The organism is Bradyrhizobium sp. SZCCHNRI3043 (genome assembly GCF_032377735.1).
Taxonomy (GTDB): Bacteria; Pseudomonadota; Alphaproteobacteria; order Rhizobiales; family Xanthobacteraceae; genus Bradyrhizobium.
On sequence record NZ_JAUHID010000020.1, the window covers coordinates 52,154 to 77,324 of the forward strand.

22 protein-coding genes are annotated in these 25,171 nt (G+C 65.4%); 12 read left to right on the forward strand and 10 right to left on the reverse strand.

Features of this window, described 5'->3' with window-relative positions; all coding sequences use genetic code 11:
• Positions 1-55: 55 nt before the first annotated feature.
• Positions 56-733, reverse strand: coding sequence for a DnaA ATPase domain-containing protein (locus QX124_RS27475; protein ID WP_315739421.1), 678 nt, complete (start codon positions 731-733; stop codon positions 56-58).
• 58 nt (positions 734-791) lie between these two features.
• A complete protein-coding gene (locus QX124_RS27480; protein ID WP_315739423.1) occupies positions 792-1,346 on the reverse strand; it encodes a CDP-alcohol phosphatidyltransferase family protein in 555 nt (184 codons plus the stop codon).
• Between the two features lie 155 nt (positions 1,347-1,501).
• On the opposite strand from QX124_RS27480, the gene purM reads away from it, so the two are divergent.
• On the forward strand, positions 1,502-2,575 hold the full coding sequence (gene purM, locus QX124_RS27485; protein WP_315755726.1) for a phosphoribosylformylglycinamidine cyclo-ligase: 1,074 nt from the start codon (positions 1,502-1,504) through the stop codon (positions 2,573-2,575).
• A gap of 13 nt (positions 2,576-2,588) precedes the next feature.
• Positions 2,589-3,242, forward strand: a complete 654-nt coding sequence (purN, locus tag QX124_RS27490) for a phosphoribosylglycinamide formyltransferase (protein ID WP_315798811.1) — start codon at positions 2,589-2,591, stop codon at positions 3,240-3,242.
• Between the two features lie 145 nt (positions 3,243-3,387).
• Here the strand turns inward: purN and QX124_RS27495 are convergent, their stop codons facing one another.
• Positions 3,388-3,597 (reverse strand): cold-shock protein, encoded by a 210-nt coding sequence (locus QX124_RS27495; protein WP_315712366.1) that lies wholly within the window; start codon positions 3,595-3,597, stop codon positions 3,388-3,390.
• 364 nt (positions 3,598-3,961) lie between these two features.
• Between QX124_RS27495 and QX124_RS27500 the strand changes: the two genes are divergently transcribed.
• A complete protein-coding gene (locus QX124_RS27500) occupies positions 3,962-5,110 on the forward strand; it encodes an autotransporter outer membrane beta-barrel domain-containing protein (protein WP_315798812.1) in 1,149 nt (382 codons plus the stop codon).
• Between the two features lie 4 nt (positions 5,111-5,114).
• On the opposite strand, the gene QX124_RS27505 is transcribed toward QX124_RS27500, so the two are convergent.
• Positions 5,115-6,158 carry a LysR family transcriptional regulator gene (locus tag QX124_RS27505; protein WP_315739428.1) on the reverse strand — a complete coding sequence of 348 codons (1,044 nt, stop codon included), beginning with the start codon at positions 6,156-6,158 and terminating at the stop codon, positions 5,115-5,117.
• 55 nt (positions 6,159-6,213) lie between these two features.
• Here QX124_RS27505 and QX124_RS27510 point away from each other — a divergent pair, with 55 nt between their 5' ends.
• The 3 genes from QX124_RS27510 to QX124_RS27520 are packed head-to-tail and all read left to right on the forward strand — an operon-like array spanning position 6,214 to position 8,043.
• A complete protein-coding gene (locus QX124_RS27510) occupies positions 6,214-6,855 on the forward strand; it encodes a hypothetical protein (RefSeq protein WP_315777500.1) in 642 nt (213 codons plus the stop codon).
• Complete coding sequence (locus tag QX124_RS27515) at positions 6,842-7,465, forward strand: GNAT family N-acetyltransferase (protein WP_315739430.1); 624 nt, start codon at positions 6,842-6,844, stop codon at positions 7,463-7,465. The genes QX124_RS27510 and QX124_RS27515 overlap by 14 nt, the downstream gene beginning before the upstream one ends.
• Positions 7,465-8,043 (forward strand): isochorismatase family protein, encoded by a 579-nt coding sequence (locus QX124_RS27520; protein ID WP_315739431.1) that lies wholly within the window; start codon positions 7,465-7,467, stop codon positions 8,041-8,043. The genes QX124_RS27515 and QX124_RS27520 overlap by 1 nt, the downstream gene beginning before the upstream one ends.
• A gap of 21 nt (positions 8,044-8,064) precedes the next feature.
• Here the strand turns inward: QX124_RS27520 and QX124_RS27525 are convergent, their stop codons facing one another.
• The gene (locus QX124_RS27525) at positions 8,065-8,241 is read right to left on the reverse strand and encodes a hypothetical protein (protein WP_315739432.1); all 177 of its coding nucleotides are present in this window, start codon (positions 8,239-8,241) and stop codon (positions 8,065-8,067) included.
• Between the two features lie 28 nt (positions 8,242-8,269).
• On the opposite strand from QX124_RS27525, the gene QX124_RS27530 reads away from it, so the two are divergent.
• Positions 8,270-8,437, forward strand: a complete 168-nt coding sequence (locus QX124_RS27530; RefSeq protein WP_315739433.1) for a hypothetical protein — start codon at positions 8,270-8,272, stop codon at positions 8,435-8,437.
• Between the two features lie 90 nt (positions 8,438-8,527).
• Here the strand turns inward: QX124_RS27530 and rnd are convergent, their stop codons facing one another.
• Both rnd and QX124_RS27540 read right to left on the reverse strand, forming a co-directional pair.
• Positions 8,528-9,676 (reverse strand): ribonuclease D, encoded by a 1,149-nt coding sequence (gene rnd / locus QX124_RS27535; protein WP_315739434.1) that lies wholly within the window; start codon positions 9,674-9,676, stop codon positions 8,528-8,530.
• A 405-nt stretch (positions 9,677-10,081) separates the two neighbouring features.
• Positions 10,082-11,557: a protein adenylyltransferase SelO gene (locus QX124_RS27540; RefSeq protein WP_315798813.1), complete on the reverse strand. Its 1,476-nt coding sequence runs from the start codon at positions 11,555-11,557 to the stop codon at positions 10,082-10,084.
• A 267-nt stretch (positions 11,558-11,824) separates the two neighbouring features.
• Here QX124_RS27540 and aspS point away from each other — a divergent pair, with 267 nt between their 5' ends.
• Positions 11,825-13,612, forward strand: a complete 1,788-nt coding sequence (aspS, locus tag QX124_RS27545; protein ID WP_315798814.1) for an aspartate--tRNA ligase — start codon at positions 11,825-11,827, stop codon at positions 13,610-13,612.
• 158 nt (positions 13,613-13,770) lie between these two features.
• Here aspS and QX124_RS27550 read toward each other — a convergent pair whose 3' ends face one another.
• Positions 13,771-14,358 carry a cytochrome b gene (locus QX124_RS27550; RefSeq protein ID WP_315798815.1) on the reverse strand — a complete coding sequence of 196 codons (588 nt, stop codon included), beginning with the start codon at positions 14,356-14,358 and terminating at the stop codon, positions 13,771-13,773.
• 578 nt (positions 14,359-14,936) lie between these two features.
• Here QX124_RS27550 and QX124_RS27555 point away from each other — a divergent pair.
• The 3 genes from QX124_RS27555 (at position 14,937) to QX124_RS27565 (ending at position 17,538) form a co-directional block, all read left to right on the forward strand.
• The gene (locus tag QX124_RS27555) at positions 14,937-16,493 is read left to right on the forward strand and encodes an ABC transporter substrate-binding protein (RefSeq protein ID WP_315739440.1); all 1,557 of its coding nucleotides are present in this window, start codon (positions 14,937-14,939) and stop codon (positions 16,491-16,493) included.
• 226 nt (positions 16,494-16,719) lie between these two features.
• Positions 16,720-16,920 (forward strand): hypothetical protein, encoded by a 201-nt coding sequence (locus QX124_RS27560; protein WP_315798816.1) that lies wholly within the window; start codon positions 16,720-16,722, stop codon positions 16,918-16,920.
• Positions 16,921-17,076: 156 nt separating this feature from the next.
• Positions 17,077-17,538, forward strand: coding sequence for a hypothetical protein (locus QX124_RS27565; protein WP_315798817.1), 462 nt, complete (start codon positions 17,077-17,079; stop codon positions 17,536-17,538).
• Between the two features lie 129 nt (positions 17,539-17,667).
• On the opposite strand, the gene QX124_RS27570 is transcribed toward QX124_RS27565, so the two are convergent.
• Both QX124_RS27570 and QX124_RS27575 read right to left on the reverse strand, forming a co-directional pair.
• Positions 17,668-18,294, reverse strand: a complete 627-nt coding sequence (locus QX124_RS27570; RefSeq protein ID WP_315798818.1) for a LysE family translocator — start codon at positions 18,292-18,294, stop codon at positions 17,668-17,670.
• A 2,230-nt stretch (positions 18,295-20,524) separates the two neighbouring features.
• Positions 20,525-22,501, reverse strand: a complete 1,977-nt coding sequence (locus tag QX124_RS27575) for a hypothetical protein (RefSeq protein ID WP_315798819.1) — start codon at positions 22,499-22,501, stop codon at positions 20,525-20,527.
• A gap of 240 nt (positions 22,502-22,741) precedes the next feature.
• Between QX124_RS27575 and QX124_RS27580 the strand changes: the two genes are divergently transcribed.
• Complete coding sequence (locus QX124_RS27580) at positions 22,742-25,054, forward strand: NADP-dependent malic enzyme (protein WP_315741109.1); 2,313 nt, start codon at positions 22,742-22,744, stop codon at positions 25,052-25,054.
• Positions 25,055-25,171 lie beyond the last annotated feature (117 nt).

Consider the following 25,171-nt stretch of genomic DNA (forward strand, 5'->3'; position numbering starts at 1 on the left):
ACGTTGCCGGCACCATTGAGGTTCCGTCGCCAACCGCCGTCAAGATGGCCGCCGGTCACAGCGGGCGGAGCAGCTCCGCCGCCAGCGCCCGGGTGACCGGCCGTCCGAGCCGCAGGGACTCGTTGTCCAGCAGCGCGATGGTCTGGCGTGCCGCCGCATAGGAGCGCTCGATGTGGCTTGCGAGATAGCTGACCACGGTCTCGTCGATCGCCAGTTGCCGGTCGGCGGCCAGCTTGACGATCAAGGCACGGAACAGCTGGTCGTCGGGCGGCAGCAGCGTGACGACCGGGACGGCGCGCAGCCGCGACCTCAGATCGGCCAGGGCGATGGGCAGGGCCGCTGGGGCCTCGCGCGCCGTGATCAGCACGAAAGCCTCGTCCTGGCGGGCCAGGTTCAGCAGGTGGAACAGCGCCCGCTCGTCGAGATCGGTTGCCGTCAGGTCCTCCAGCACCAGCGCGCCGGTGGCGAGCGCCCCAGGGACCGCGCTCGCCTCGAGGGCATGCGCGGACAGGGATCGGGCTCCAGCTTGCTCGGCCCAGATCGCGGCGAGGTGGCTCTTGCCGGAGCCGTCGGGGCCGACCAGGAACATGGTCCGCGCCGGCCATTCCGGCCAGGCGTCGACCAGAGCGAGCCCGGCCGCGTTGCCTGGACCTTCGAAGAAATTGTCCCGCGTCAGGCTCTCCGCATGCGGCAGTGCGAAGGCCAGCTGACGAGGGGGGATATGGCCGGCCAAGGTCGAATTGCTCCGTATCGTGGGGTGCGTGAGGTCAGGACGGGCCCTCAGCGGAGGATCACCGGACCTCGATGGTGCTCATGTGGCGCACCCAGTCGACGAGATACAGCCCGACCGACACGAGGGTAAAGACCGTGACCAGCGCCATCAGCACCACATCGTAGGGCTTGGGCTCGAAGCCGAAGCTGAGCGAGGCCAGCACGAGCGCTGCGAATCCGACCTGGGCGACCGTGTTCAGCTTGGACACCATCAATGGCTTCATCGCGACCGGCCGGTCGAACAGCCAGGACACGATCACCGCCGAGACGATCATGATGTCGCGCGAGACCACCAGGATGACGATCCAGCGCGGGATCGCGCCCCAGATGCCAAGCGTGACGAAGATCGAGACCAGCAGCGCCTTGTCGGCGAGGGGATCGAGCAGGGCTCCCAGTTCGGACCGCAGGTTGAAGCGCTTTGCCAGGAAGCCGTCCACGGCGTCGCTCACCCCCGCGACCACGAAGACCAGAAACGCGATCTCCATCTCGCCGGCCGCAATGGCCCAGACGACGATCGGAACCAGCAGGATTCGACCGAGCGTGATCAGATTGGGGATACTGTGGGGAATGGTCACGCAGCGGGTCCCGACGACAACGATCAAAAGACAACCCGATTCCGAAACAGGGCGAACCGGTACGGTTCCTAGATAGTATGGGGACGAGCCCCTTGCGAGCCATTGCGCGCGGCCGGATTCCGACGTAACCAGCGGCCAGATTAGGGGTTTTTACCATGACCGAGCGCAAGAACGGGCTCACTTATGCAGATTCGGGCGTCGATATCGATGCCGGAAACCGTCTGGTCGATCTGATCAAGCCCATGGTGCGCGCAACCGCCCGCGCCGGCGCGGATGCCGAGATCGGTGGCTTTGGCGGCCTGTTCGACCTCAAGGCCGCCGGATTCAAGGATCCGGTGCTGGTCGCCGCGACCGACGGCGTCGGCACCAAGGTGAAGATCGCGATCGAGACCGGGCTGCATGGCGGCATCGGCATCGACCTGGTCGCCATGTCGGTCAACGATCTCGTCGTGCAGGGCGCCGAGCCGCTGTTCTTCCTCGACTACTTTGCCTGCGGCAAGCTCGACCCGGAGGCGACGGCCTCGATCGTCGCCGGCGTCGCCGAAGGCTGCCGGGAATCCGGCTGCGCGCTGATCGGCGGTGAGACCGCGGAAATGCCGGGCCTCTACAAGGACGGCGACTACGATCTTGCCGGTTTCGCGGTCGGCGCCGCCGAGCGCGGCACGCTGCTGCCGTCGCCGGACATCGCGGCCGGCGACGTGGTCCTCGGCCTCGCTTCATCCGGCGTGCATTCCAACGGCTACTCCCTGGTGCGCAAGATCGTCGCCCAGTCCGGCCTCGGCTTCGATGCGCCGGCACCGTTCGCGCCGGTCCTGACTCTCGGCGCGGCGCTGCTGACGCCGACCCGGCTCTATGTGAAGTCGTGCCTTCGCGCCATCCGCGAGACCGGTGCGGTCAAGGGGCTCGCGCACATCACGGGCGGCGGCTTCACCGACAACATTCCGCGCGTGCTGCCGAAGCATCTCGGCGTCTCGATTGATCTGACGGGCCTGCCGGTGCTGCCGGTTTTCAAATGGCTGGCGGAGCAGGGCGGCATTGCCGAGCGCGAGCTCTTGCGCACCTTCAATTGCGGGATCGGCATGATCGCGATCGTCAAGGCCGAGGCCGTCGATGCGGTGATCGAGGTATTCACCGCCAATGGTGAGCATGTCGCCCGGCTCGGCGAGGTCGTTGCCGCCGCGGGCGATGAGCGCGTGATTTACACCGGCGCCCTCGATCTGGCCCTGTGAGACGAGTGAGCCGATGAAGCGCCGCGTCGCCATCCTGATCTCGGGCCGTGGGTCGAACATGGCCGCGCTGATCCACGCGGCGGCGCAGCCGGATTTTCCGGCCGAGGTCGCCATCGTGATCTCCAACCGAGCCGATGCGGCCGGACTGCAGAAAGCGCAGGAGAGCGGCGTCGCGATCGAAATCATCGAGAGCAAGCCGTTCGGCAAGGACCGCGCAGGGTTCGAAGCCAGACTGCAGCAGGCGCTCGATGCACGCGGCATCGAGATCATCTGCCTGGCCGGTTTTATGCGCCTGTTCACGGCGGAGTTCGTGCAGCGCTGGTACGGAAGGATGCTCAACATTCATCCGTCGCTGCTGCCATCATTCCCCGGCCTCGATCCGCACGGCCAGGCGCTGCGTGCCGGCGTCAAGCTGTCAGGCGCCACCGTGCATTTCGTCATTCCGGAGACGGATGCAGGTCCGATCGTGATGCAGGGCGCGGTCGTGGTCAGGGACGACGATACGCCGGACACGCTGTCGACGCGCATTCTTGGCGTCGAGCATCGCATCTATCCCGAGGCGCTGAAGCTGCTGGCCAAGGGCCTGGTGCGGCTCGAAGGCGATCTCTGCCGGACGTCGTCCGTGGTGCAGGCCGATCACGCGCTGATCTGGCCCGTCGTCCGTTAGCTGTCGCCGGACGAAAAAAATCCCCGGCGGGGCCGGGGCACATCAAGGCTGACGAAGTCTAGTCATCCGCGGCAAGTGAACGTGACGCGGAACTCGTGAGTTGGCTTGCGAGCGCGCGCTGTGGCGTCCTCCGCCGGGACGATACTCACGAGAGCTTCAGGTTCTCTGCCGACGTCTTGCCGCGGCTCTCCACCAGATCATATTCGATCGTCTGGTTCTCGTTGAGCGTGGTCAGTCCAGCACGCTCCACGGCCGAGATGTGGACGAACACGTCCTTGTCTCCGCCAGCCGGTTTGATGAAGCCATATCCCTTGGTCGGGTTGAACCACTTCACGCTGCCCTTGTAGGTCGGCATCGCTGTCTCCTCGTCTAGACGAAAAAAAGACGCGGCCACGCTCACGCGTGCCACGCCACAAACGGGCTTCCGGGGATCTGCTCAATTTCCGAAGTCGCGAAACGCACAGTCGAACGGCCAATCCGATTGTACTGGAGATTGCAACACGATTTTCCGCCGATATCAAGTTTGGCGGACCGATGAGAACGCGTCGCGACGTCACGTCACCGGCTTCTGCTGCACTGCGTGGCTTGTGGCGCTGGAACCACAAATCTTTGCGGTGCAGCCGCGGCATGGTCAATCTGATTGACCGCAATCGGGAACTGCGGACAAATCGACGCGGCAATATTGAAGCGAATTCGAGCGGGCGGCGAACGGGGCATCGATGCGCGGGGCATCTCAGGCCGAGCGGGGCAGGCGACGGTGCACCCGTGTACCCGGGGCGGCGCTGCTGGCCATCGTCGCCTTCGGTATGGCCGTCGCGTCTTCGCCGTGCGCCGCGCAGGCCGGCCTGCCGAGCATAGCCGCTAGCCCGACACCAACGCCGAGCCCATTGCCCAGTCCTGCACCCGGCGCGATCAGTTCCGAACGCTCGTCCGGCCAAACCGTGCTCGATCTCGGCTCGAGCTTCCTCGAACGGCTCGGCACCCAGGCCACGCAGGGCGTCACCCGGCTGCAGCGGAGCAATCCGGGGGGCGGTGGTGCGCCGGAGGCTTCGGAACAGCCTCGGTTCCGGACTTGGGGCGAGACGTATGGCGTGACGGTCCGCAGCAATGCGCAAGGCGACTTCGTTGGCGACAAGAGGACGACTTGGGGCGGTGTCGCCGGTATCGGCATGCGCCTCGTGCCGGGCGTGAACGTCGGACTATCCGTTGACCAGAGCCGGACCAGGGTCGATGTGCCGCTGGCGCTGCAATCGGCGACGCTCGATCTCACACAGTTCGGGTTCAACGCCTCGGTCGACCGGGGACCCTGGACCTGGGCGATCGCGATCGTCCATGGCTTCGGCGGGATCAATGCGCGGCGCGACACCAGCCTCGGTGCGGCGACGTCGGTCTACGGCGCCCACATCACGGGCGTGCTGAGCGAGCTCGACTACTACTGGAGCATCGGTGAGAGCCGGATCGTTCCGAAGCTCGCCTTCGAATACACCCGCGCCACGACCGCGGCATTCCAGGAATCGGGCGGGCTCGATCCGCTGTCGGTCAGCGGCACCTCGCTGGAGCGCGCCCGCGTTCTCGTCGGCGCCGAATTCGGCCGCTACTTCATCGTCGACGGCAGGGTCCTCGACGTCTCGGCCTATGGCAAGCTCGTCGACAATTTCAGCCAGAATCTCGGCGCGGTGACCGTGAGCCTCGGTCCGCAGAGCATCACGCTGCAGGGCCTTGGCGAGGGCCGTTACGGCGCCGACGCCGGCGCGGCACTGTCGCTATCCTTGAACCGAACGTCACGCCTCTATCTGAACTACGATGCGAAGCTGCGTTCGGCGCTGCAGTCGCATCAGGGGACGCTCGGCGTCGAGTTGAAGTGGTAAGTCGTCAGACCGGTTTCGGCGCGACGTAGCCGCCGAAGCCGACGACATCCCGCGCGGACGCCATCAGAGGCACGAGCTCCAGCGGATGGATGAACTCGTCCCGGAAGCAGGCATGGACCTTCGGATCGAAGATGCGCTTCAGCCAGTCGATGACGACCTTGTGCCGGTCGGAGTTGCGAAACTCCTTGTGATAGGTCAGCCACAGATCCATGTGGTAGTTGATGCCGAGATCGACCGGAACGAGCGGGGCCCCGAGCGCGACCGCCGATGTCGGCAGGAAGCCGATGCCGGCGCCGCGCTCGACCGCGTAGAGCACGGCAACGCTGGAATTGGTGGAGATGCCGACGATGCCCTCGAGCGACTCCAAGCCGAGGATGCGCGCATAGCCCGTCTCGTCGAGCTGCACGCCGTGCTGCTTGATGATGCGGTGGTTCTTGAGATCCGCCAGCGATGTCGGCAATCCATGTGCGTCGCGATAGGCTTCCGACACGAAGCCGTAGATGTGCAGACGGCCGAGCTTCACAACGATCACGTCGGGGTTGGTCGGCCGTTCGAACTGAATCGAGATGTCAGCCTCCAGCCGCGACACGTCGGCCTGCTGCATCGCGCAGCTCAGATCGACCGTGATCCTGCGATAGGTCTTCTGGAAATCGATCAGTCGCGGCAGGATCCAGAAATTGCCGGGGCCTTCGGTCACGGCGACGCGCACCGATCCCTGAGTGTCGGTCGACAGCGAGGCGCGCCGGAAGATGTTGAAGCTCAGCCGCTCCATCTGCTCGACGTCGAACAGCAACGATCGTCCCTCGTCGCTGAGCGACAGGCCGGATTGATCACGGATGAAGAGCTTGAATCCGAGCTCGTCCTCGAGCCGGTCGATCTTGCGCATCAGGGTTGTGCCGGTCAGTCCGAGAACATCCGCCGCGTTTCGGAAGCTGCGGTGACGCGTACAAAGCAGAAATGCTCTCAAATCCTCCCATGAAGGGTTAAGCGTTTCGTCAGACTTCCTGTGCTGCGTGGATGCAGCACCCCGATGCAAATGTTGCCGCATACACTCCAGCCCCGACAAGTATGATGACGTTATCAAAGCCAAGCTGGAAACATAGATGCAGAACCTGCACCGCGGAAGCACAGAATTCACGCTGCGACATCAGCTCGACGCGCTGCCGCGGACGGATCGGGTCACGGCTCAGGCGGTCACGCTCGATCGGCTCGGCGAGCTCGCGGCGCTCGCACGCCGGGAAATACCGGGCGTTCGTGCCTCGGAACACGAACTTGCGGAGTTCTTGCGGCACGATCCGGACTCGATCTTCGCGCTCTACCGCGGCAGGAACTTACTCGGCGGCATCGCCTTCCTCTATCTCAACTGCTCAGGCCTCGATGCGTTGCTCCTGGATGAGTTCAATTTGAATGATCCGCCGCGCAGATTTCTGGCGCGGCCGGACGAAGACGTAGCTGCCATCTATGTCTGGGCGCTCGTGGCGCAAGGGCGAGGAGCAATCGGCCTCGGCAACGTCGCGCAGGCGCTGCAAGGCGCGAGATTTCGCGCCGCCGATTACTACGCACAACCGTCGAGTCCGGAAGGGCGCGGGTTTCTCGGCGCACTCGGCTTCACGCCGGTTCCAAGCTTTCAGCCCGATCTCTGGTGGTATCAGCGGCCGTGGAACCGGCTGCCCGAGATGATCGCGCCTTCGATCCAGTCGATCACGAGTTTCGGACAAGGGAGCATTGCGGATGCAAAGCATTAGTTCGGCCAGGGCGGCAAAGACAAATCCGCGCGCGATCACGGTGCGCATCGCGCGTGATCCGAATGACCTCATGCTCGTCACGGCGATCCGCTCGGCGGTCTACCTGACCGAGCAGGATTGTCCGATGGAAGAGGAGTTCGACGGCAACGATCTGGTTGCAGCCCACTTCCTCGGTTTCGTCGGCAACGAGCCGGCTGGATGCGTGCGCGTGCGCTTCTTCGGCGACTTCGCCAAGGTCGAGCGGCTCGCGGTGCGCCATCAGTACAGGCGCTCGCGACTGTCGTTCAAGCTGGTTCGCGAGGCGCTCGACTATTGCAGGCGCAAGGGCTTCAAGAAGGCCTATGGCCACGCGCAGGATCGTCTCGTCGATTTCTGGGCGCATTTCGGCGCCAAGCCGCTCGGCCATAATCGCAAGCTCACCTTCTCGGATTTCTCATACACTGAGATGGTGCTGGACCTTGAGCCGTGCGACGACGCGATCACGCTCGACAGCGATCCCTACATGATCATTCGTCCGGAAGGGGACTGGGACCGGCCGGGCGTGCTCGATCTCTCGGCCGGCCGGCCGGCGTCCTCGCCCTTGCGCGACTTCGCCGCAGCGAGACAGTGATGTCGAGCCGAGATCTGTTCGGTGCCACCGAGGTGGATCCGCCGGTTCTCGTCTGCGCCGATCTGCAATGCGAATATCTCGCCGAGGGACGCAGGCATCTGATCGCCGATGGCGACGTCGTCACGGCGCGGTGCCGGCAGTTGATCGCGCTCTGGCGCGACAACCTGTGGCCGGTCGTCCATCTCAAGCGGATCGCACAGGCGGCCTGGTTCAACCCGGCCTCCAACCTGACGAACTGGCTTCCGGACTTCAAGCCGACCCCAGGGGAGCTCGCGTTCGAGCATCCACTGCCGTCGGCCTATAGCTCGGCTCGGTTCGCCGAGTACATGGCGAACATGCGCAGCATGCGCTGCGTGCTGCTCGGCTTCTCGCTGGACGAGACGATCCTCTCGACGGTGGTGGACGGCTTTCACCGCAGCCACCGCTATCAGGTGATCGGAGACGCCGTCGCATGCCGGCAGGCTTGCGCCGGCGACGCTGCGTTGTACAAGCTGGTTGTAACCAAGGTGATTGGCAATTTTGCCGGCGTCCTCGACAGTGCCGAGCTTATCGGCGCCGGCGGCCGGCTCGCGGTGTGACCGCGGCGGATATTGGCGGTATCATCCTGAGGCGAGTCGTTCGGCCAGATCGATAATCATACGGCGATCGGCCGGATCGCTGATCTTGTTGAACGCGACGACGAGGCGAAGGGCCTCGACGACGTGCAGGTCGACCGGATTCTCGCTGAGCAGCCGCAGCAGCTTCTGTTCCGGCGGTTCGCAATCGTCTTTGCTCACGCGGCAGCTCCAGGACCGAGACCACGACATGACCCGAGAGGAAGAGCTCAAAGAGCTGGCGAGCAGCCTCCAGGCGGCCATCGCGAAAGCGCGCCAGCTCAATCTGCCGACCAGCGCCTACATTCTTTCGATGGCTCTGGTTGAGGTGTCTCAGACAATCGAGGCGGAGTTGAGGGGGCAGACCAGCGCCGAATGATGGGCAGCATTATGGGCGGCCGTGCCGCCTGCTGCAATCAACTGGGCAAACTCCGGAAGACGTAGCCGGCCTTAGCCGCTGCGATGCCCGTCAGGCCCGGTCGACCCGGACGACGCGGCCCTTCTCGATGGCGAGCGCGAGCTTGCCGTGCTTCAGCGCCAGCGCGGCCTCGCCGAACAGCTCGCGGCGCCAGCCCTGCAGCGCAGCAACGTCGGCATTGTCGTCGGCGGCGATCTGCTCGAGATCGTCGACGGTGGCGATGACCTTACTCGCCACGGCATGGCGCTCCGAGGTCATGCGCAGGAGGACCTTGAGCAACTCGACGATCGCAGCGCCATTGGAGTTGTTGCGCGGCTTTTCCAGCTTGGGCAGGGCGGCGAGATCGCGCGCCAGCCCGCGCTGCACGGCGGCGACGATGTCGGAGCCCCATCTTGAGCGCTCGAAGCCCTTGGGCAGCGAGCGCAGATTGCCGAGCTTCTCGATCGTTGTCGGGGCATGGGTGGCGATGTCGCCGACCGCGTCGTCCTTCATCACGCGGCTGCGCGGCACGTCGCGGCTCTGCGCCTCCTGCTCGCGCCAGGCCGCGACCTCGATCAGCACCGCGAGCTCCTTCGGCTTGCGGACCCGCGTCTTCAGCCGCTCCCAGGCGCGCTCGGGATGGAAGTCGTAAGTCTTCGGCGAGGTCAGGATCTCCATCTCCTCGCTGACCCAGTCGCTCCGCCCGCGCTTCTTCAGGTCGGCATCGAGCGCGGCAAACACGTCGCGCAGATGGGTGACATCGGCCTCGGCGTAATGCGCCTGCTCCTTGGTCAGCGGCCGCCGCGACCAGTCGGTGAAGCGGTGGGTCTTGTCGGGGCGGTGGCCGGTGATGCGCTCGACCAGCTGGTCGTAGGCGATGCTGTCACCGTATCCCAGCACCATCGCGGCGACCTGGGTGTCGAAGATCGGGTGCGGCACGATGCCGGCGCGGTGCCAGATGATCTCGATGTCCTGGCGGGCGGCATGGAAGACCTTCAAGACCTTCTCGTTCGCCATCAGCTCGAAGAAGGCTTTGAGATCGATGCCCTCGGCAAGGGCGTCGATCACCACGGCCTCGTCCGGGCTCGCCATCTGCACGACGCAGAGCAGGGGGTAGTAGGTGGTCTCCCGCAGGAACTCGGTATCGACGGTGACGACCGGGTGCTGGGCGAGGCGGGCGCAGGCGGCCGCGAGGTCCGCGGTGGTGGTGATCAAGTCCATGAACGATCCATGACGAGGCACCTACGCCGTCGTCCGAAAACGCTGACAAGTCAAGGGTGTCGGCAAAGGGGAAGGAACGAAATTCGTCCTCGCTTGTCGGCCCAATCCGCCCGGAACGCAAGCGCTCCGGTGTCAGCTGATCGCTCTATGGTTGACGATCGGCGGTCCGGGGTGGCCTCAGTGATGCCGGACGCGGCCCGACGGCCGCCGCGCCGAGGGCACGGCGAGCACGATCAGGCACAAGGCGATCATCGCCAGACCCATGAATTCGAACACCAGCGCGTCCACGTGCGCGACCTCCCGACTTGTTGCTTCAACTTGTCGGGGCTGCGTTGATCGTTTCTTAAGGACCCGAGCGTGACGCCGGCGATGGTGGACGCGAGGTTAAGGCAGGGAGCTTGCCGTTTACGTGCCGCAGAACGTCTGCAGCACGCGTTCCTGGGGCTGCGGCGGCTCGGCATAGGCGGCCTGGTCCGGCTGGTCGTCGTACGGCCGGGCCAGCACCGCATGAAGCTCCTCGAACGGCGCGTAGTCGTCGTTCTCGACCGCCGCGGTGATGACCGCCTCGATGCGGTGGTTGCGTGGGATGAAGGCCGGATTGACCTTGCGCATGGCCTCGCCCCGCTCCGCCGCCGTCTGCGGTTCCTCCGCGAGGCGCCGGCGCCAGCGCTGAGCCCATTCGTCGAAGTCCGTGGGATCCTCGAACAGGGCGCGGACCTCGCTGAGATCGCCGCTGCCGGCGGCGTCGCTGAGACGGCGGAACGTCAGCGTGAAATCGGCTCGGGCCGCCGCCATCGCATCGAACAATGCCTGCGCCAGCGGTTGGTCGCCCTCGCGTTGCATGAACAGGCCGAGCTTGCGGCGCAGCCCCGCCTGGTGCGCGTCGGTGAACTGGGCGGCAAAACCGTCGAGCGCGGCCTCGGCCTCCTTGATCGCCTGGTCCTTGTCGCCGCCGAACAGCGGCAGCAGGCATTCGGCGAGCCGGGTCAGGTTCCACATCGCGATGCGCGGCTGGTTGGCGAAGGCGTAGCGGCCGAACTCGTCGATCGAGGAGAACACCTGCTTCGGGTCATAGCCGTCCATGAAGGCGCAGGGGCCGTAATCGATGGTCTCGCCGGACACCGAAGTGTTGTCGGTGTTCATGACGCCATGGATGAAGCCGACCAGCAGCCAGTCCGCGATCAGCCGCGCCTGCCGCGTGATCACGGCGTCGAGCAGAGCGTGGTAGGGCCGCTCGGTTCCGGCGAGGTCCGGATAATGCCGGCTGATGACGTGGTCGGCGAGCCGGCGCACGGCGTCGGTGTCCTGGCGCGCGGCGAAATACTGGAACGTGCCGACCCGGATGTGGCTGGTCGCGACCCGCGTCAGCACCGCGCCGGGCAGGGCGGTCCCGCGATAGACCTGCTCGCCGGTGACGACCGCCGCCAGCGACCGGGTGGTCGGGATGCCGAGCGCCGCCATCGCCTCGCTGACGATGTATTCGCGCAGCACCGGCCCCAGCGCGGCGCGGCCGTCGCCGCGGCGCGAGAACGGGGTCGGCCCGGAGCCCTTGAGCTGGATGTCGCGGCGCACGCCGTTGCGGTCGACCACCTCGCCGAGCAAGATCGCCCGGCCGTCGCCGAGCTGCGGCACGAAATGCCCGAACTGGTGGCCGGCATAGGCCATCGCGATCGGCTCGGCTCCCTCCGGCACGGTCTTGCCGGCCAGGATCTCGGCACCCTCCGGCGTCTCCAGCTCGGCCGGGTTCAGCCCCAACTCCGCGGCGAGAGGCCGGTTCAGCTTGATGAGACGAGGCGCTGCGACGGGGGTCGGCGCCACCCGGGCAAAGAAATTGTCCGGCAGCGTGGCGTAGGAGTTCTGGAAGGGGAAATGCACGGTCATACCTTCCAAGATAGGCGCGAGGAGGCCGCTTTTCGAGCCCAAACGGCCGCCAGATGAGCGTTTCAGCACCAGCTCAATTCGGCGGCAGCGCGCCTGGTTGCATCGGTGGCTCGAGCGAGGCGGCCTTTTCCCCGCTGCGAGGCGGAAAAGGAGCCGTTCCTGCGGTTGCCGCGCCGGGGCGGCTCGGCTAAACCCTGCGCGCATTCGGAGCGCGCCTTTAAGGGCTGCGCCGATTCCTTCTCCTCACGACGACCATTCAGGACGACCATGCATCGCTACCGGACCCACACCTGCGGCGCGCTCCGCGAGAGCAACATCGGAGAGACGGTCCGGCTGTCCGGCTGGTGCCATCGCATCCGCGACCATGGCGGCGTCCTGTTCGTCGACCTGCGCGACCATTACGGCATCACCCAATGCGTGGTCGATCCGGACTCGCCGGCGTTCAGCCTGGCCGAGAAGCTGCGCTCGGAATGGGTCGTGCGCATGGAGGGCAAGGTGCGCCGCCGCCCGGCCGGCGCCGACAACAAGAGCACCGACAATGACGATCTGCCGACCGGCAAGATCGAGCTGTACGTCTCCGACATCGAGGTGCTCGGCCCCGCGGACGAGCTGCCGCTGCCGGTGTTCGGCGAGCAGGAGTACCCCGAGGACATCCGGCTGAAATACCGCTTCCTCGACCTGCGTCGCGAGAAGCTGCACCAGAACATCATGACGCGCGGCGCGATCATCGATTCGATGCGCCGGCGCATGAAGGAGCAGGGCTTCTTCGAATTCCAGACGCCGATCCTGACCGCGTCGTCGCCGGAGGGCGCGCGCGACTTCCTGGTGCCGTCGCGCATCCATCCCGGCAAGTTCTACGCGCTGCCGCAGGCGCCGCAGCAGTACAAGCAGCTGCTGATGATGTCGGGCTTCGACCGCTACTTCCAGATCGCGCCGTGCTTCCGCGACGAGGATCCGCGCGCCGACCGCCTGCCGGGCGAGTTCTACCAGCTCGACGTCGAGATGAGCTTCGTCGAGCAGGAGGATGTGTTCGCGGCGATGGAGCCGGTCATCACCGGGGTGTTCGAGGACTTCGCCAAGGGCAAGCCGGTGACCAAGGGTTGGCCGCGCATCCCGTTCGCCGAGGCGATCCGCAAATACGGCTCCGACAAGCCTGATCTGCGCAACCCGATCGAGATGGCCGACGTTTCCGAGCACTTCCGCGGCTCCGGCTTCAAGGTGTTCGCGCGCATGCTCGAGGACCCCAAGAACCAGGTCTGGGCGATCCCGGCGCCATCCGGCGGCAGCCGCGCCTTCTGCGACCGCATGAACTCGTGGGCGCAGGGCGAGGGCCAGCCCGGCCTCGGCTACATCATGTGGCGCGAGGGCGGCGAGGGCGCAGGTCCCCTGGCGAACAACATCGGTCCGGAGCGCACGGCTGCGATCCGCAGCCAGCTCGGCACCAAGGAGGGCGACGCTGCCTTCTTCGTCGCCGGCGATCCCGACAAGTTCTGGAAGTTCGCAGGCCTCGCCCGCAACAAGGTCTCGGACGAGCTGAACCTCGCCGACAAGGATCAGTTCAAGCTGGCCTGGATCGTCGACTTCCCGATGTACGAGTACAACGAGGAGGACAAGAAGGTTGACTTCTCGCACAACCCGTTCTCCATGCCGCAGGGCGGCCTGGAGGCGCTGCAGACGCAGGACCCGCTGACCATCAAGGCGTTCCAGTACGACATCACCTGCAACGGCTACGAGATCGCCTCCGGCGGCATCCGCAACCACAAGCCGGCGGCGATGGTGAAGGCGTTCGAGATCGCAGGTTACGGCGAGCAGGAGGTGGTCGACCGCTTCGGCGGCATGTACCGCGCCTTCCAGTATGGCGCCCCGCCGCATGGCGGCATGGCCGCCGGCGTCGACCGCATCGTGATGCTGCTCTGCGGCACCACCAACCTGCGCGAGATCTCGCTGTTCCCGATGAACCAGCAGGCCATGGACCTGCTGATGGGCGCGCCGTCGGAAGCCAGCACGAAGCAGCTGCGCGAGCTGCACATCAAGACCAACCTGCCGAACAAGTAGTTCGGCGGACTGAGGTTGATGCTCGAATCTTCGTCATTGCGAGCGCAGCGAAGCAATCGAGGGTGGCACGAGGACTCTGGATTGCTTCGTCGCCTGCGGCTCCTCGCAATGACGATCGTGTGGGGATCGCAGAGCGGTCGTCACGGGTCGCGCATCGTTCACGCGGCCGAACGGCCCGGCAGCATCCGTGTCAGGACGCCGTCGCGGCGGACGACGTGATGAAACAGCGCGGCCGCGACGTGCAGGGCCACCACGATCCACGCGATCCATTTGCCGACGACATGGTGGATTGCGTCGACCGGCGGCTCGAACGCCTCCCAGGTGATCCCCCAGCGCGTCTCGATCCAGCCGAATAGCGCCGTCTCACGGAAGTTCGGCAGCGCGAACGCTCCGAAGTCGGTGGCGGCATCGGTGCCGATATAGCCGGTCAGCGGCATCAGGATCAGCAGCACGTACAATCCCCAATGCGCGGCGTGCGCGAGCCACGCCTCGGCATGTGATGCATGCGGCTGATCGGGCTGAACGTTGACGAGCCGCCACAGCAGGCGAGGCAGGACGGACAGGCCGACGATCATGCCCAGCACCCAATGGACGTTGAGCACGGGCAAGGCGTCCGGGGAAGTGTCATCCATGAACCAGATGACATAGTACACGACGGCATAGGCCGCGATGAAGGCCGCGGCGCCGGTCCAGTGGAAGAGCTTGGCGATCGCACCGAACTCCATCGTCGTATTCTTCCATGGCATCACGAACCTCTTCCCACCGCTATGAGCTGCGATCTGCTGCTATCGCCAAAATCGGCAGCGAGCCAGCGATGGGCCGGCGGGTCAGGACGCTTCTCCCGTCAATTCAGTCTCACCTCGTCGTTATCGGATGCTGAGCTGCGGCATGTCGTCGCCGGTGACTCGAGACTGCGGCGCAAGATGACCCAGCCTTGAAGGCGTCGCCCGGCATTTGATGGTCTCGCGTTAATGCTGGTTAAGACTGCGAACAACTTCGTCCGGGCATCCCGATGGCGTCCAGGCGGCTCCGGAGACGCCTCGCGCATCGCGCTGAGCTCTTTGACCGGCCGGTGAAGCCGGTCGCCATGCCCCGCGGCAAACTGTTGATTCTGAGAACTAATCGTTCGTGCCGCCTGTTAGTTCGGCGGGTTGCGCGACACGGCGCGAAACACGATCGAGCAGTGCGCCCCGCTATGAGTTCCAGGCGACCGCGATCGGCCGAATGGATATTGCGGTGTCATGCAACCTGTCCTTAATAGGAAGCCTGTCTGACTCATGGTGTGAACTTAGCCAACCAATCACAAGAAGACGGATAGTTCAAAATGACCGTTCGCTGGTGTGCGCTCCTTCTCGGAACCTGCTTCTTCGTCCCTGCCGCCTCCGCTGCTCCCATTTCCCCCGATGTCGTTCGTGATCTCGCCGCCCGCGTCGGTCCGGTCGTCGGCCAGGCCGCGACGTGCCGCGAGATCGCCCAGGGGCGCGTCCAGACCATCATCGATCAGTTCAGCGAAGTGATCCGCCAGGGCTCTTCGAACGGCGGCGAGCGCGATGGGCTCATTCGCACCTTCAACAGCTACATCGCCGAGGGCCGCGGCCGGGTCGCGTCCTCGCAGGTGAGCTGTCAGACCGCAGAACGCCAATTGGCGGAGCTGGAGCGGTCGCTCAGCCAGCAGCAGTCGGCGGCTCCGTCGCTGTCCTTCGCGCTGGCGCCCTCGACCGCAGCCGCGTCGACGCAGCCCACGGCCAACCTGCCGCCTCCGCTTCCGCACGGCGTCAGCGACACCGAGATCCGGTTCGGCACCGTCATCCCGTTCTCCGGAGTCCGCAAGGAGTCCGCGCGCCAGATGAAGCTCGGCATCGAGACCGCCTTCAATCGCGCCAACGACGCCGGCGGGATCAACGGCCGCAAGCTGCGGCTGATCGCGGCCGACGACGGCTATGATCCGACGCGGACGCTGGGTGCGATGACGCAGCTCTACGAGAAGGACCAGGTGTTCGGCTATATCGGCAACATGGGCACCGCCAACAACGCGGTGGCGATTCCCTACGCGCTGGAGCGCCGCGCGCTGTTCTTCGCGCCGTACAGCGGCTCCGCCGTCGTCCGCCGCGATCCGCCCGACCGCTACGTCTTCAACTATCGTGCGAGCTATGCGGAAGAGACCGCGGCGATCGTGCGCTACCTGATGAAGGTCAAGCGCATCCCGGCGAAGCAGATCGCCGTATTCGCGCAGAACGACGCCTATGGCGACGACGGCGCCAACGGCGTCGCCAAGGCATTCCGCGCGCTCGGCATCACCGATCCGATCATCCGCTACGGCTTCCCGCGCGGCTCGCTCGACGTCGACGAGGCCGTCGGCAAGCTGAAGGCGCAGACCAAGCCACCGATCAAGGCCGTGATCATGATCGCGACCGACCGCGCGGCGGCGAAATTCATCGAGAAGACCCACGAGGCGGTTCCAGGGCTGATCTACGCCAACATCTCGGCGGTCGGATCGTCGTCGCTCGCCGCGGAGCTGAAGCTGCTCGGCTCGAAATACACCAACGGCGTCATCGTCACGCAGGGCGTTCCATCGGTCGCCGGCTATTCGAGCCTGGTGCTCGACTACAAGACCGCGCTGGAAAAGTACTTCCCCGGCGAGGCGCCGGACTACACCTCGCTCGAGGGCTTCATCTCGGCGAGCATCCTGATCCAGGCGCTGAAGCAGACAACGCCGCTCGAGACCGAGCGGCTGGTCGACACGCTGGAGTCGATGCAGAGCATCGACCTCGGGCTCGGCAGCAAGCTCTCCTTCGGACGCGCCGAGCACCAGGCCTCGCACAAGATCTGGGGCACCGCGCTCGACGAGACCGGCACCTACCAGGCGATCGAGCTGGAATGACGGGCGGGGGGCGGCACGACGCAGCCGAGCTTGTCGTCCCCCGTCAGCGCCGCAGTGCAAACGACGTCCCCCCGGCCGGCTTGCGGCCGGCCGGGCGACACGGATCCGACCTCGAGACCATGGTGAGCCGGAACTGTTCGACGGATACTTCATTGACTTGCAGGCGCAACAACCGTGAGCGACCGCAATGTCCATGCGAACACAGATTTCGGCGATGGTCTTCATGATGGTTCAGGCCGTGCTGTTCGGTGCGGGAGTTCTGACGATTCTTCTCACGCCGCTCAGCAATCACGCGATGCTCGCAATGCCGGTCATGATTGCCCTGAGCGTGGTGCTGTCAGCCATTGTCGCGTGGCAGATCGCACCGCGGCTGCGCGCGCGATATTGGCGCCGGCGTGGAATCAACCACGACCTGATCTCGGGCTGACGCCAGAGAGCAACCGGCGACCGCCCTGGCTCAGAACTTCAGCTCGCTTCTGCGTCCGGCTGTCATTTGCTTTGCGGCGCAGCATCGAAAGAGCAGGTGTCGTTCGAACCAACGCTGATCCGCACGGTTAGACAGCCTTCTCTTGGAGGATGAACCATGCGCGTTCCGACAGCAGCGACCGTCCTATTGATATCCTCTTGTCTCCTCTCCGCGGGAGCGTCCGCTCAGCAGGCCGACAGCGCGCCGGGAACCGGCCAAACCCAGGCCGTTCCGGTGCAGCCGGAACGTACGCCCCAGCAGTCAGACCGGGCTCGTGAACGCGAGCGCCAGAGTGCCGAAGACACGCGGGTGAACCGCGACTGGACGGCACAGCAGCGCGACGACGACCGCATGGGCATGGATCGCATGGACATGGATCGGATGCGCCAGCACCGCATGGGCCGGATGATGGATCAGGACATGGATCATCGCACCACGGGCCGAAACGCGCGAATGCAGCGCGATGATGACGACATGGATCGTCGCGCGCGTAGCTCCGAGGGGGATCGGCCCTACCGGCGCGTCAAGATCTGCTACGAATACGAGAACGGCGACGAGCTCTGCCGCTATCGCGACTAGCCCGGCAAAGGCGGCCGCAACGCATCGGCTTGTGTGTGCCGGCGCCACAAGCGCCGGCGTGCTGCGGCACGTTTGTTTGGAAGTATAATTTGTGTTGGAAGCGCAACTTCGCGCCAGCTGATCTTGGCGTCAGCTTGTGCGCCGCGCCAACAACAGCGCGCCGCCAAGGCTGCACATGACGGCGCCCGACGCCTGCCGCATCCGCGTCACGAGGCTCGGCCGGTGGGCGAGACGATGCCGCGCCTTGGCGGCCCAGAACGTCACGATCAGGTCGACGCTGGTGTTGAGCGTCACCGAGATCAGCCCGAGCACGACGAACTGCGCGGCGACGTCGCCGGCGGGATCGACGAATTGCGGGACGAAGGCGAGGAAGAACGCCGCCGTCTTCGGATTGAGCGCCTCGACGATGATGCCCTCGCGAAACGCGCGCCGGCTGCCGGTCGTCGTTACTTCGGTGGGTTCTGCGCCCCAGGCCTCACGCCAGGTCTTGATGCCGAGCCAGATGAGATAGAAAGCACCGGCGATCTTCAGTGCGGTGAACGCTTCCGCGCTCGCCATCATCAGCGCGGACAGCCCGACCGCGCCGGCGAACACGTGCACGAGGCCACCGAGCCCGAGCCCCACGCTGGACGCCAGCCCCTCGCTCCGCCCGCCGGCCAGCGTGCGCGCCACGATGTAGAAGATGCCGGGGCCGGGCGTCAGCGCGACGACGAGGGCGGCGGAGAGGAACAAGAGGAAGGTGTGCAGGTTGGGCATGCGGCGAATTTCGTGTTACGCCAAGGTCGTGCCTTTTAGGCCAGTTCGACGAGCGGGCGAAGTAGCCCGACGGGGTTTGCTGCTATCGAGGCGGTCTGAGGCTGTAGACGGCCCCAAACTACCATCTTCTTTCTATAACACCTCGGATCAAAAGAGCCACGCTGCCTCCTATTGATATCTCACTCGAAGACCTGGCCGCCGCCAGCGCTTCTATCGCGGAGCTGTCACGCTTGGCCTGAAAATACGTTAGGTCAACTTGTAGGCGCGCTTGGTGGTTGTCTGCGTTCTCGGCTACGAGATAAGCTTGCGCCGAAGCCACCGGATCGACGGGCAGGTCCATCCGCCGGGACACCTTTATGAACATAACCAGTAGCGGTCTGAACTACACGTCAGCGTCCTTTGCTCTTGTAGCTGCAGCGTTGTGGCTTTGGTCTGCAAGGATTCCCACTCCGAAATCCGTCCGTCAAATCGACTTCGGCCACATAGCGGCTAACCTCGATAGTGACGTCGAGCCAGAACAGACGGACGACCTGCAGAAGCTCGCGCTTGCCCTCACCCGGCAGAGCAGACTGAGTTCGGCCGCGGCAACGGCAGCGGCCGTAGCAGCGTTGTTTCAGGCTGCCGCGACTTACCTGGCGGTTGGTCCGTAGGCTCCGGTCGGAGGCAGTTAAAGAGCGATTCCGGTGGACATCCGGTGGACTGTCAGACCTTAAATGAGCCGCGTGCTAAGGTAGATTAGAGAGGCTGAGACAACTGCACGCCATGGGAAAGTCCAAAGGGCCAAGAGTAAAGCCGCGCCCCAAGCAGCCAGATCCCCCGAAAAGCGAGCCGCCGAAACCATCACGTAGTTGGCTAAGGCTCTGGGCGAGGCTCAAAAAGGTTTGGAAGCTCCTCGCCGGGGCGGTGGCCGCCGTCTCGGCCGTGCTTGGCATTTACTCCCAGACCATTCCCGAAATCGAACTGCAAGGTCCGGACGCGTTACCGTTCGCACTTCCGTATGTTGTCAGGAACCCCAGTTGGCTGCTCAGCATGACCGACGTCGTTCTCTCGTGCAGCCCCAGCCCTGGTGGCTCGCTGCAGATCGGTAATATCATTCTGAACAACAAAACGGATGGCGACATCAAGTTTCACGATGCCGTGCGCCCCGTGGACATGCGGCCTGGACAGAAATGGTTCTTCCGATGTCCGATCACCAACGCTACTGGGAGTCAGTTTAGAGGTACGATCCATCCACTAGTTGAGTATCGTACTCTCGGGATCCGGAGGACACACGTCGGTCTAGACCAAACGTGGTTTTCGGACGCCAATCCGCCCAGATGGGTTCAAGGCCAAGCACCGCCTCGCTAGATGTCAGTCGTTGACTATTGAGTCATATCCTGCGTCTCTCTGTGGCCGACGGGCAATCCCCGCATCCCCGCCATGCGCAAACTGCCCGTCGTGTTAGTTTGTCGCAATCATTCCGCTTGCACCGTCGGGCAAATCGCCTTCACATTTCCGGCCATCCCGCCTCGATGAAGAGGGACGGTTCGCGGTCGTCACGAAACGTGAGGCGGGGAGGCGGTGGCCGCAGTCTGTCGCAACGCGTGTGAGCGCGCGGACGAACGGCGGGTTGCGGGCGGTCAAGTCGCGTGGTCCTGGCACCCCGATGCTGGTGTCAAGTTCGCGTCGATGCCTTTGGGCATCGCGCGGATGACGGGGGCAAACAAGCCGGTCCCCGAGGAGAGCGCGAAGCAGCCGAAAAGCCCACCGCGCAGGGAATGCCGGATGATCGGCTGGACCTGTGGTACCTGCCGCCTGCATTCTTGTTCGCAGGCGGGCCATGGGTTGCGGCCAGCACCCGGCATTCCCTGCGCCCTCTTCGAATGGCAGAGGGCCGAACGACCGGACGAACTCGGGCGGAGAAAGCCGCGAGATCGTGGAGGCGCGGGTTGAGTTCATGCGCATGAATCGACGACATGGTGAGAGCGGACGTCATGGGTCCCGCGCGGTCCTCACCGTCGGCGCCGATGTCAGCCCATGCGGAATCCCTCCGTCGTCGTTCCGGGGCGCGCGCAGCGCGAGCCCGGAATCCATACTCCCGAACAGTAGTTGGTGAAGAATGTCGTGCGTTCAGGCGTCTCGATCCTCGCGCAGAGTCGGGACTATGGACTCCGAGCTCGCGCTGCGCGTGCCCCGGAATGACGGAGGAGAGAGGCGGGTACTCGCTCCTCCTTCCACGTCACGGCTCAAGTTACGGCGCGGTCTGCGCCTCGATCTTGAACTGCGCCAGCGCGCTCGGCGGGTCGATGGCGATGAGCTGGGCGAGCTGCAGGGCCGGGACCTTGGCGCGCGGCGAGAGCTTCAGCGTGAAGGTCTGGTGCGGCCGCTCGACGAAGCGGCTGATGGCATCGACGGCACCGGCGACATCGACGTTGTCGGCCGCGACCTGCGCGCCGATCGCCTTGATGCTGTCGACCAGCGCCTTGCGCGCGGCGTCCCGCGTGATCGCATGACCGCGCGCATAATTGGCGACGAGCACGTCGACTGCGCCGAGATCGCGCAGGGTCAATTCCAGCCCGCTGGCCTCGATCTGCGCCGCGGCCGTCGTCGCCTGCTGCAGATCGATCGTGAACACGTCGCGCGGCACCTGCGACAGCGACATGCTGGCCGAGGCTGCGATGAGGTTGCTGACCTCGAGCTTGAACGGTTGAAGCGCGAACGCGCCCGAGCTCTCGGTCCAGCCGAGGCCGAGATCGGCGTCGAAAGCGGCGGTGTCGATGCCGGCGACCAGAAGCGGCAGCAAGGCCGGATTGGACGCATCGAGCGGTCCGGCCATCTTGGCGACCAGGTGTGCCTGGGTCGGGATGGGACCGACGAACTGGCCCCAGTCGAGGCTGAAATTGTCGATCTGGACCGGCTTGGTGCTCGCCTTGTAGGACGTCGTCAGCGCCTTCAGCTCGATGCCGCCGATCAGCTTGAACAGCGCCAGGGCTTCGGCCGGACCTGGCTTGGCTCCCGGTACGGCGAATTTGGCGGTGTGGCGCAGCAGGCCGCCCATGTCGAAGCGCTTCACGGCGAAGCGGCCGAGCTTGACCGGTCCGTTCGGGGTCCGGCCGTCGAAGCCCTCGAACGCGACGTCGCCCTTGCCGTCGTCGAGGTCGAACCGCGTCAGCGCGACCTTGACCGGGCCGTCGGGCGTCTCGACCGCCAGGCCTTTGACCTCGACGTTCTTGAACAGGACGCCGTCATAGATGCTGGCCACCTTGTCGATGAGGTCCGGCGTCATGGCGCTCGTTCGCGGCGAGGTCGGCGTCAAGGCGGCGACCAGCGCCGGCAGTTGAATGCGCGACGGCCGCACGCCGAACTGGTCCATCGTGAGGCTGTCGATGTGCATGCGCATGCCGAGATCGGACGTGATCTCGTAGAGGCCTGCCCCGGCGACGCCGCTCAGGCGGACGACACGATCGTCGGTGGCGGACTCGGGCGCGAGCAGAGCGACGATGGCGTTGACGTCGATGTCCTTGGTCACGACGTCGAGCATGCGGCCGCGCACCGTCTCGACCTTGCCGTTCGGCGGTTGCGCCGCGGTGCTGAAGGTGACCTCCTGGATCTTGTAGTTGCCGATGCGGCCGCCCTTGATGTCGTCCACCACCAGCCCGGAATAGCCGAACTCGGTCGGCCCGACCGAGGGGCCGCCTTCCATCGTGCCGGTGACCCGCGGCACCGTGGCCGAGGTGGCGCTGATGGTGGCGAGCTGTTGGGCGAGCGCGCGGGAGGTCTCGAGCATGCCGGCGCCGGCCGGGAGCGCGGCGAACCGCGCCGGGCCGGCATAATCCTTCACCAGCAGTTGCGGCAGCTTGTAGCTCAGCCGGAGCGGCGACGGGCCGGGGATCTGGCCGGCCATGGCGATGTCGCTGATCTCGATGCTGGCGGCCGTGACATGCTCGGAATCAGGCTGGCTCAGCCCGGTCGCGGTGATGGTGCCGAGCGTGACGCTGGCCGGCGGCTGGGCGGCCGATTCGAGCTTGACGTCGGCGATGGTCAACTTGCGGCTCCACAGGTCGAAGGCGACCTTGCCATGGGTCGCCGTGGCGCCGCTTTGCCGGATCTGGGCAAAGCCGGCCTCGACCTCGCGCTCGGCGCGGCTCTGGGCGTACCAGGGCACGCCGACGAAGCCGGCGACGGCCAGCGCAACAGCCGTGAGAATTCCGATCAGGATACGGGTCATTTGATGTGCTCCGCCCAAGGCTTAGGCAGCAAGTGATGATGGTCTCAATGAAATCGATGGAGTAGGGATGTGCTTCTGCGAACTGGGGAATCGCTGGCCCGGGATGCCGGCGAACATGGTTTCGGATGTTGCATGAAAGCCGCCCAACGTGCATCACATGCACTTCCACCGGCCGGAAAAACCGACGTCTGACCGAGACTCAAGAGACCAAAAATCCGGGTCGGAAACGCTGGAGCACGTATGTCGTCGTCCTATTCTGAAGATCTTCGTTCCGCAGCCCTGGCCTATCACCGGCTGCCACGGCCGGGCAAGCTGGAGATCCAGGCTACCAAGCCGCTCGCCAACCAGCGCGACCTGGCGCTGGCCTATTCGCCGGGCGTTGCCGCCGCCTGCACCGAGATCGCCAACAGCCCGGCCGAGGCCGCCACGCTGACTGCGCGCGCCAACCTGGTCGCCGTCGTCTCCAACGGTACCGCCGTGCTCGGCCTCGGCAATATTGGCCCGCTGGCGTCCAAGCCGGTGATGGAGGGCAAGGCGGTCCTGTTCAAGAAATTCGCCGGCATCGACGTGTTCGACATCGAGATCGCGGCCGACACGATTGATCGGGTGGTCGAGACGGTCGCGGCACTGGAGCCCACCTTCGGCGGCATCAACCTCGAGGACATCAAGGGACCGGAGTGCTTCGAGATCGAGGCGCGGCTCAAGGAGCGCATGAAGATCCCGGTCTTCCATGACGACCAGCACGGCACCGCGATCATCGTCGGCGCCGCGATCAAGAATGCGCTGTCGCTGGCCGGCAAGCAGCTCTCCGAGGTCAAGATCGTGACGTCGGGCGCCGGCGCCGCCGCGATCGCCTGCCTCAATCTGCTGGTCTCGATGGGTGCGCAGCGCAAGAACATCTGGGTCTGCGACATCGACGGCGTCGTCCATGAGGGCCGCAACACGCTGATGGACCCCTGGAAGGCGGTCTATGCGCAGAAGACCGACAAGCGGACCCTGGCCGAGGTGATCGGCGGCGCGGATATCTTCCTCGGGCTGTCCGCCGGCGGCGTGCTGAAGCCGGAGCTGCTCAAGCAGATGGCCGAGAAACCGCTGATCATGGCGCTGGCCAATCCCAACCCGGAGATCATGCCGGAGGAGGCGCGCGCGGCGCGGCCGGACGCGATGATCTGCACCGGGCGCTCGGACTTCCCGAACCAAGTCAACAACGTTCTCTGCTTCCCGTTCATCTTCCGCGGCGCGCTCGACGTCGGCGCCACCGCCATCAACGAGGCGATGAAGCAGGCGGCGGTCGACGCGATCGCGCAGCTTGCCCAGGACCCGCCGTCGGACGCGGTCAGCCGCGGCTTCGACACCGGCGAGACGCAGGGTTTTGGTCCGGGCTCGCTGATCCCCTCGCCATTCGATCCGCGCCTGATCCTGCGCATTGCGCCGGCGGTGGCGAAGGCGGCGATGGAGTCCGGCGTCGCGACGCGGCCGATCACCAATTTCGACGAGTACACTGCGCTGCTGGAACGTTTTGCGTTCCGCTCTGGCCTGGTCATGAAGCCGGTGTTCGCCAAGGCGAAGACGCAGCCGGTCCGCGTGATCTATGCCGAGGGCGAGGACGAGCGTGTGCTGCGCGCCACCCAGGTCGTGCTGGAGGAGAAGCTGGCGCGGCCGATCCTGGTCGGTCGTCCCAGCGTGGTCGAGGCCCGCATCAAGCGCTTCGGCCTGTCGATCAAGGCCGGGCGTGATTTCGACCTCGTCAACCCCGAGGACGATCCGCGCTACCGCTCCTATGTGCAGAGCTACATCGAGGTCGCGGGACGGCGCGGCGTGACGCCGGATGCGGCGCGCACGGTGGTGCGCACCAACGCCACCGTGATCGCGGCGCTCGCCGTCGTCAGGGGCGAGGCGGATGCGATGATCTGCGGCGTCGAAGGGCGCTACATGAGCCATCTGCGCCACGTCCGTGAGATCATCGGCTTCATGCCGGGGGTCAGCGACTACGCGGCGCTGGCGCTCACCATCACCAGCAAGGGCGCCTATTTCATCGGCGATACCCAGGTGCGGCCGGATCCCACGGCCGAAGAGCTCGCCGAGATGGCGTCGCTCGCGGCCAACCACGTCACGCGATTCAACATCAAGCCGAAGATTGCCTTCGTCTCGCATTCCGATTTCGGTGGCTACGACACCGAGTCCTCGCGCAAGATGCGGCAGGCGACGGCATTGCTGAAGCAGCATCGTCCCGACCTCGAGGCCGACGGCGAGATGCAGGGCGACACCGCGCTGTCGGCGACCGCGCGCAAGGCGATCCTGCCGCATTCGGATCTCGAAGGCTCGGCCAATGTCCTGATCATGCCGAATCTCGACGCCGCCAACGTCGCCTATCAGATGATCAAGGTGCTGGCGGATGCGGTCCCGGTGGGGCCGATCCTGATCGGCCCGGCGCGCCCGGCGCACATCCTGACGCCGTCGGTGACGGCGCGCGGCATTCTCAACATGACGGCGGTGGCCGCGGTCGAAGCCCAGGAACGGGCGGGGAGGGCGCAGCCGACGCTGTTTGCGTGACGTTGTTGGCGTGATCGAAGTGTGGCGGAATTCGTCCGGTTTCGGTCGTATTCCGCCCGCCTTTATTGTTGAAAAGCGTTCGCGACGTCACATATCCGGCCCGGTGGGCCGACGACA

Coding starts and splice junctions, on each gene's coding strand:
- QX124_RS27565 (WP_315798817.1), top strand. CDS start 17,077: ATGCGCGTTCCGACAGCAGCGACCGTCCTATTGATATCCTCTTGTCTC.
- QX124_RS27500 (WP_315798812.1), top strand. CDS start 3,962: ATGCGCGGGGCATCTCAGGCCGAGCGGGGCAGGCGACGGTGCACCCGT.
- aspS (WP_315798814.1), top strand. CDS start 11,825: ATGCATCGCTACCGGACCCACACCTGCGGCGCGCTCCGCGAGAGCAAC.
- QX124_RS27575 (WP_315798819.1), bottom strand. CDS start 22,501: ATGACCCGTATCCTGATCGGAATTCTCACGGCTGTTGCGCTGGCCGTC.
- QX124_RS27520 (WP_315739431.1), top strand. CDS start 7,465: ATGTCGAGCCGAGATCTGTTCGGTGCCACCGAGGTGGATCCGCCGGTT.
- QX124_RS27580 (WP_315741109.1), top strand. CDS start 22,742: ATGTCGTCGTCCTATTCTGAAGATCTTCGTTCCGCAGCCCTGGCCTAT.
- QX124_RS27540 (WP_315798813.1), bottom strand. CDS start 11,557: ATGACCGTGCATTTCCCCTTCCAGAACTCCTACGCCACGCTGCCGGAC.
- QX124_RS27510 (WP_315777500.1), top strand. CDS start 6,214: ATGCAGAACCTGCACCGCGGAAGCACAGAATTCACGCTGCGACATCAG.
- QX124_RS27560 (WP_315798816.1), top strand. CDS start 16,720: ATGGTTCAGGCCGTGCTGTTCGGTGCGGGAGTTCTGACGATTCTTCTC.
- QX124_RS27495 (WP_315712366.1), bottom strand. CDS start 3,597: ATGCCGACCTACAAGGGCAGCGTGAAGTGGTTCAACCCGACCAAGGGA.
- QX124_RS27550 (WP_315798815.1), bottom strand. CDS start 14,358: ATGCCATGGAAGAATACGACGATGGAGTTCGGTGCGATCGCCAAGCTC.
- QX124_RS27515 (WP_315739430.1), top strand. CDS start 6,842: ATGCAAAGCATTAGTTCGGCCAGGGCGGCAAAGACAAATCCGCGCGCG.
- QX124_RS27530 (WP_315739433.1), top strand. CDS start 8,270: ATGACCCGAGAGGAAGAGCTCAAAGAGCTGGCGAGCAGCCTCCAGGCG.
- purN (WP_315798811.1), top strand. CDS start 2,589: ATGAAGCGCCGCGTCGCCATCCTGATCTCGGGCCGTGGGTCGAACATG.
- rnd (WP_315739434.1), bottom strand. CDS start 9,676: ATGGACTTGATCACCACCACCGCGGACCTCGCGGCCGCCTGCGCCCGC.
- purM (WP_315755726.1), top strand. CDS start 1,502: ATGACCGAGCGCAAGAACGGGCTCACTTATGCAGATTCGGGCGTCGAT.
- QX124_RS27570 (WP_315798818.1), bottom strand. CDS start 18,294: ATGCCCAACCTGCACACCTTCCTCTTGTTCCTCTCCGCCGCCCTCGTC.
- QX124_RS27555 (WP_315739440.1), top strand. CDS start 14,937: ATGACCGTTCGCTGGTGTGCGCTCCTTCTCGGAACCTGCTTCTTCGTC.
- QX124_RS27505 (WP_315739428.1), bottom strand. CDS start 6,158: ATGCGGCAACATTTGCATCGGGGTGCTGCATCCACGCAGCACAGGAAG.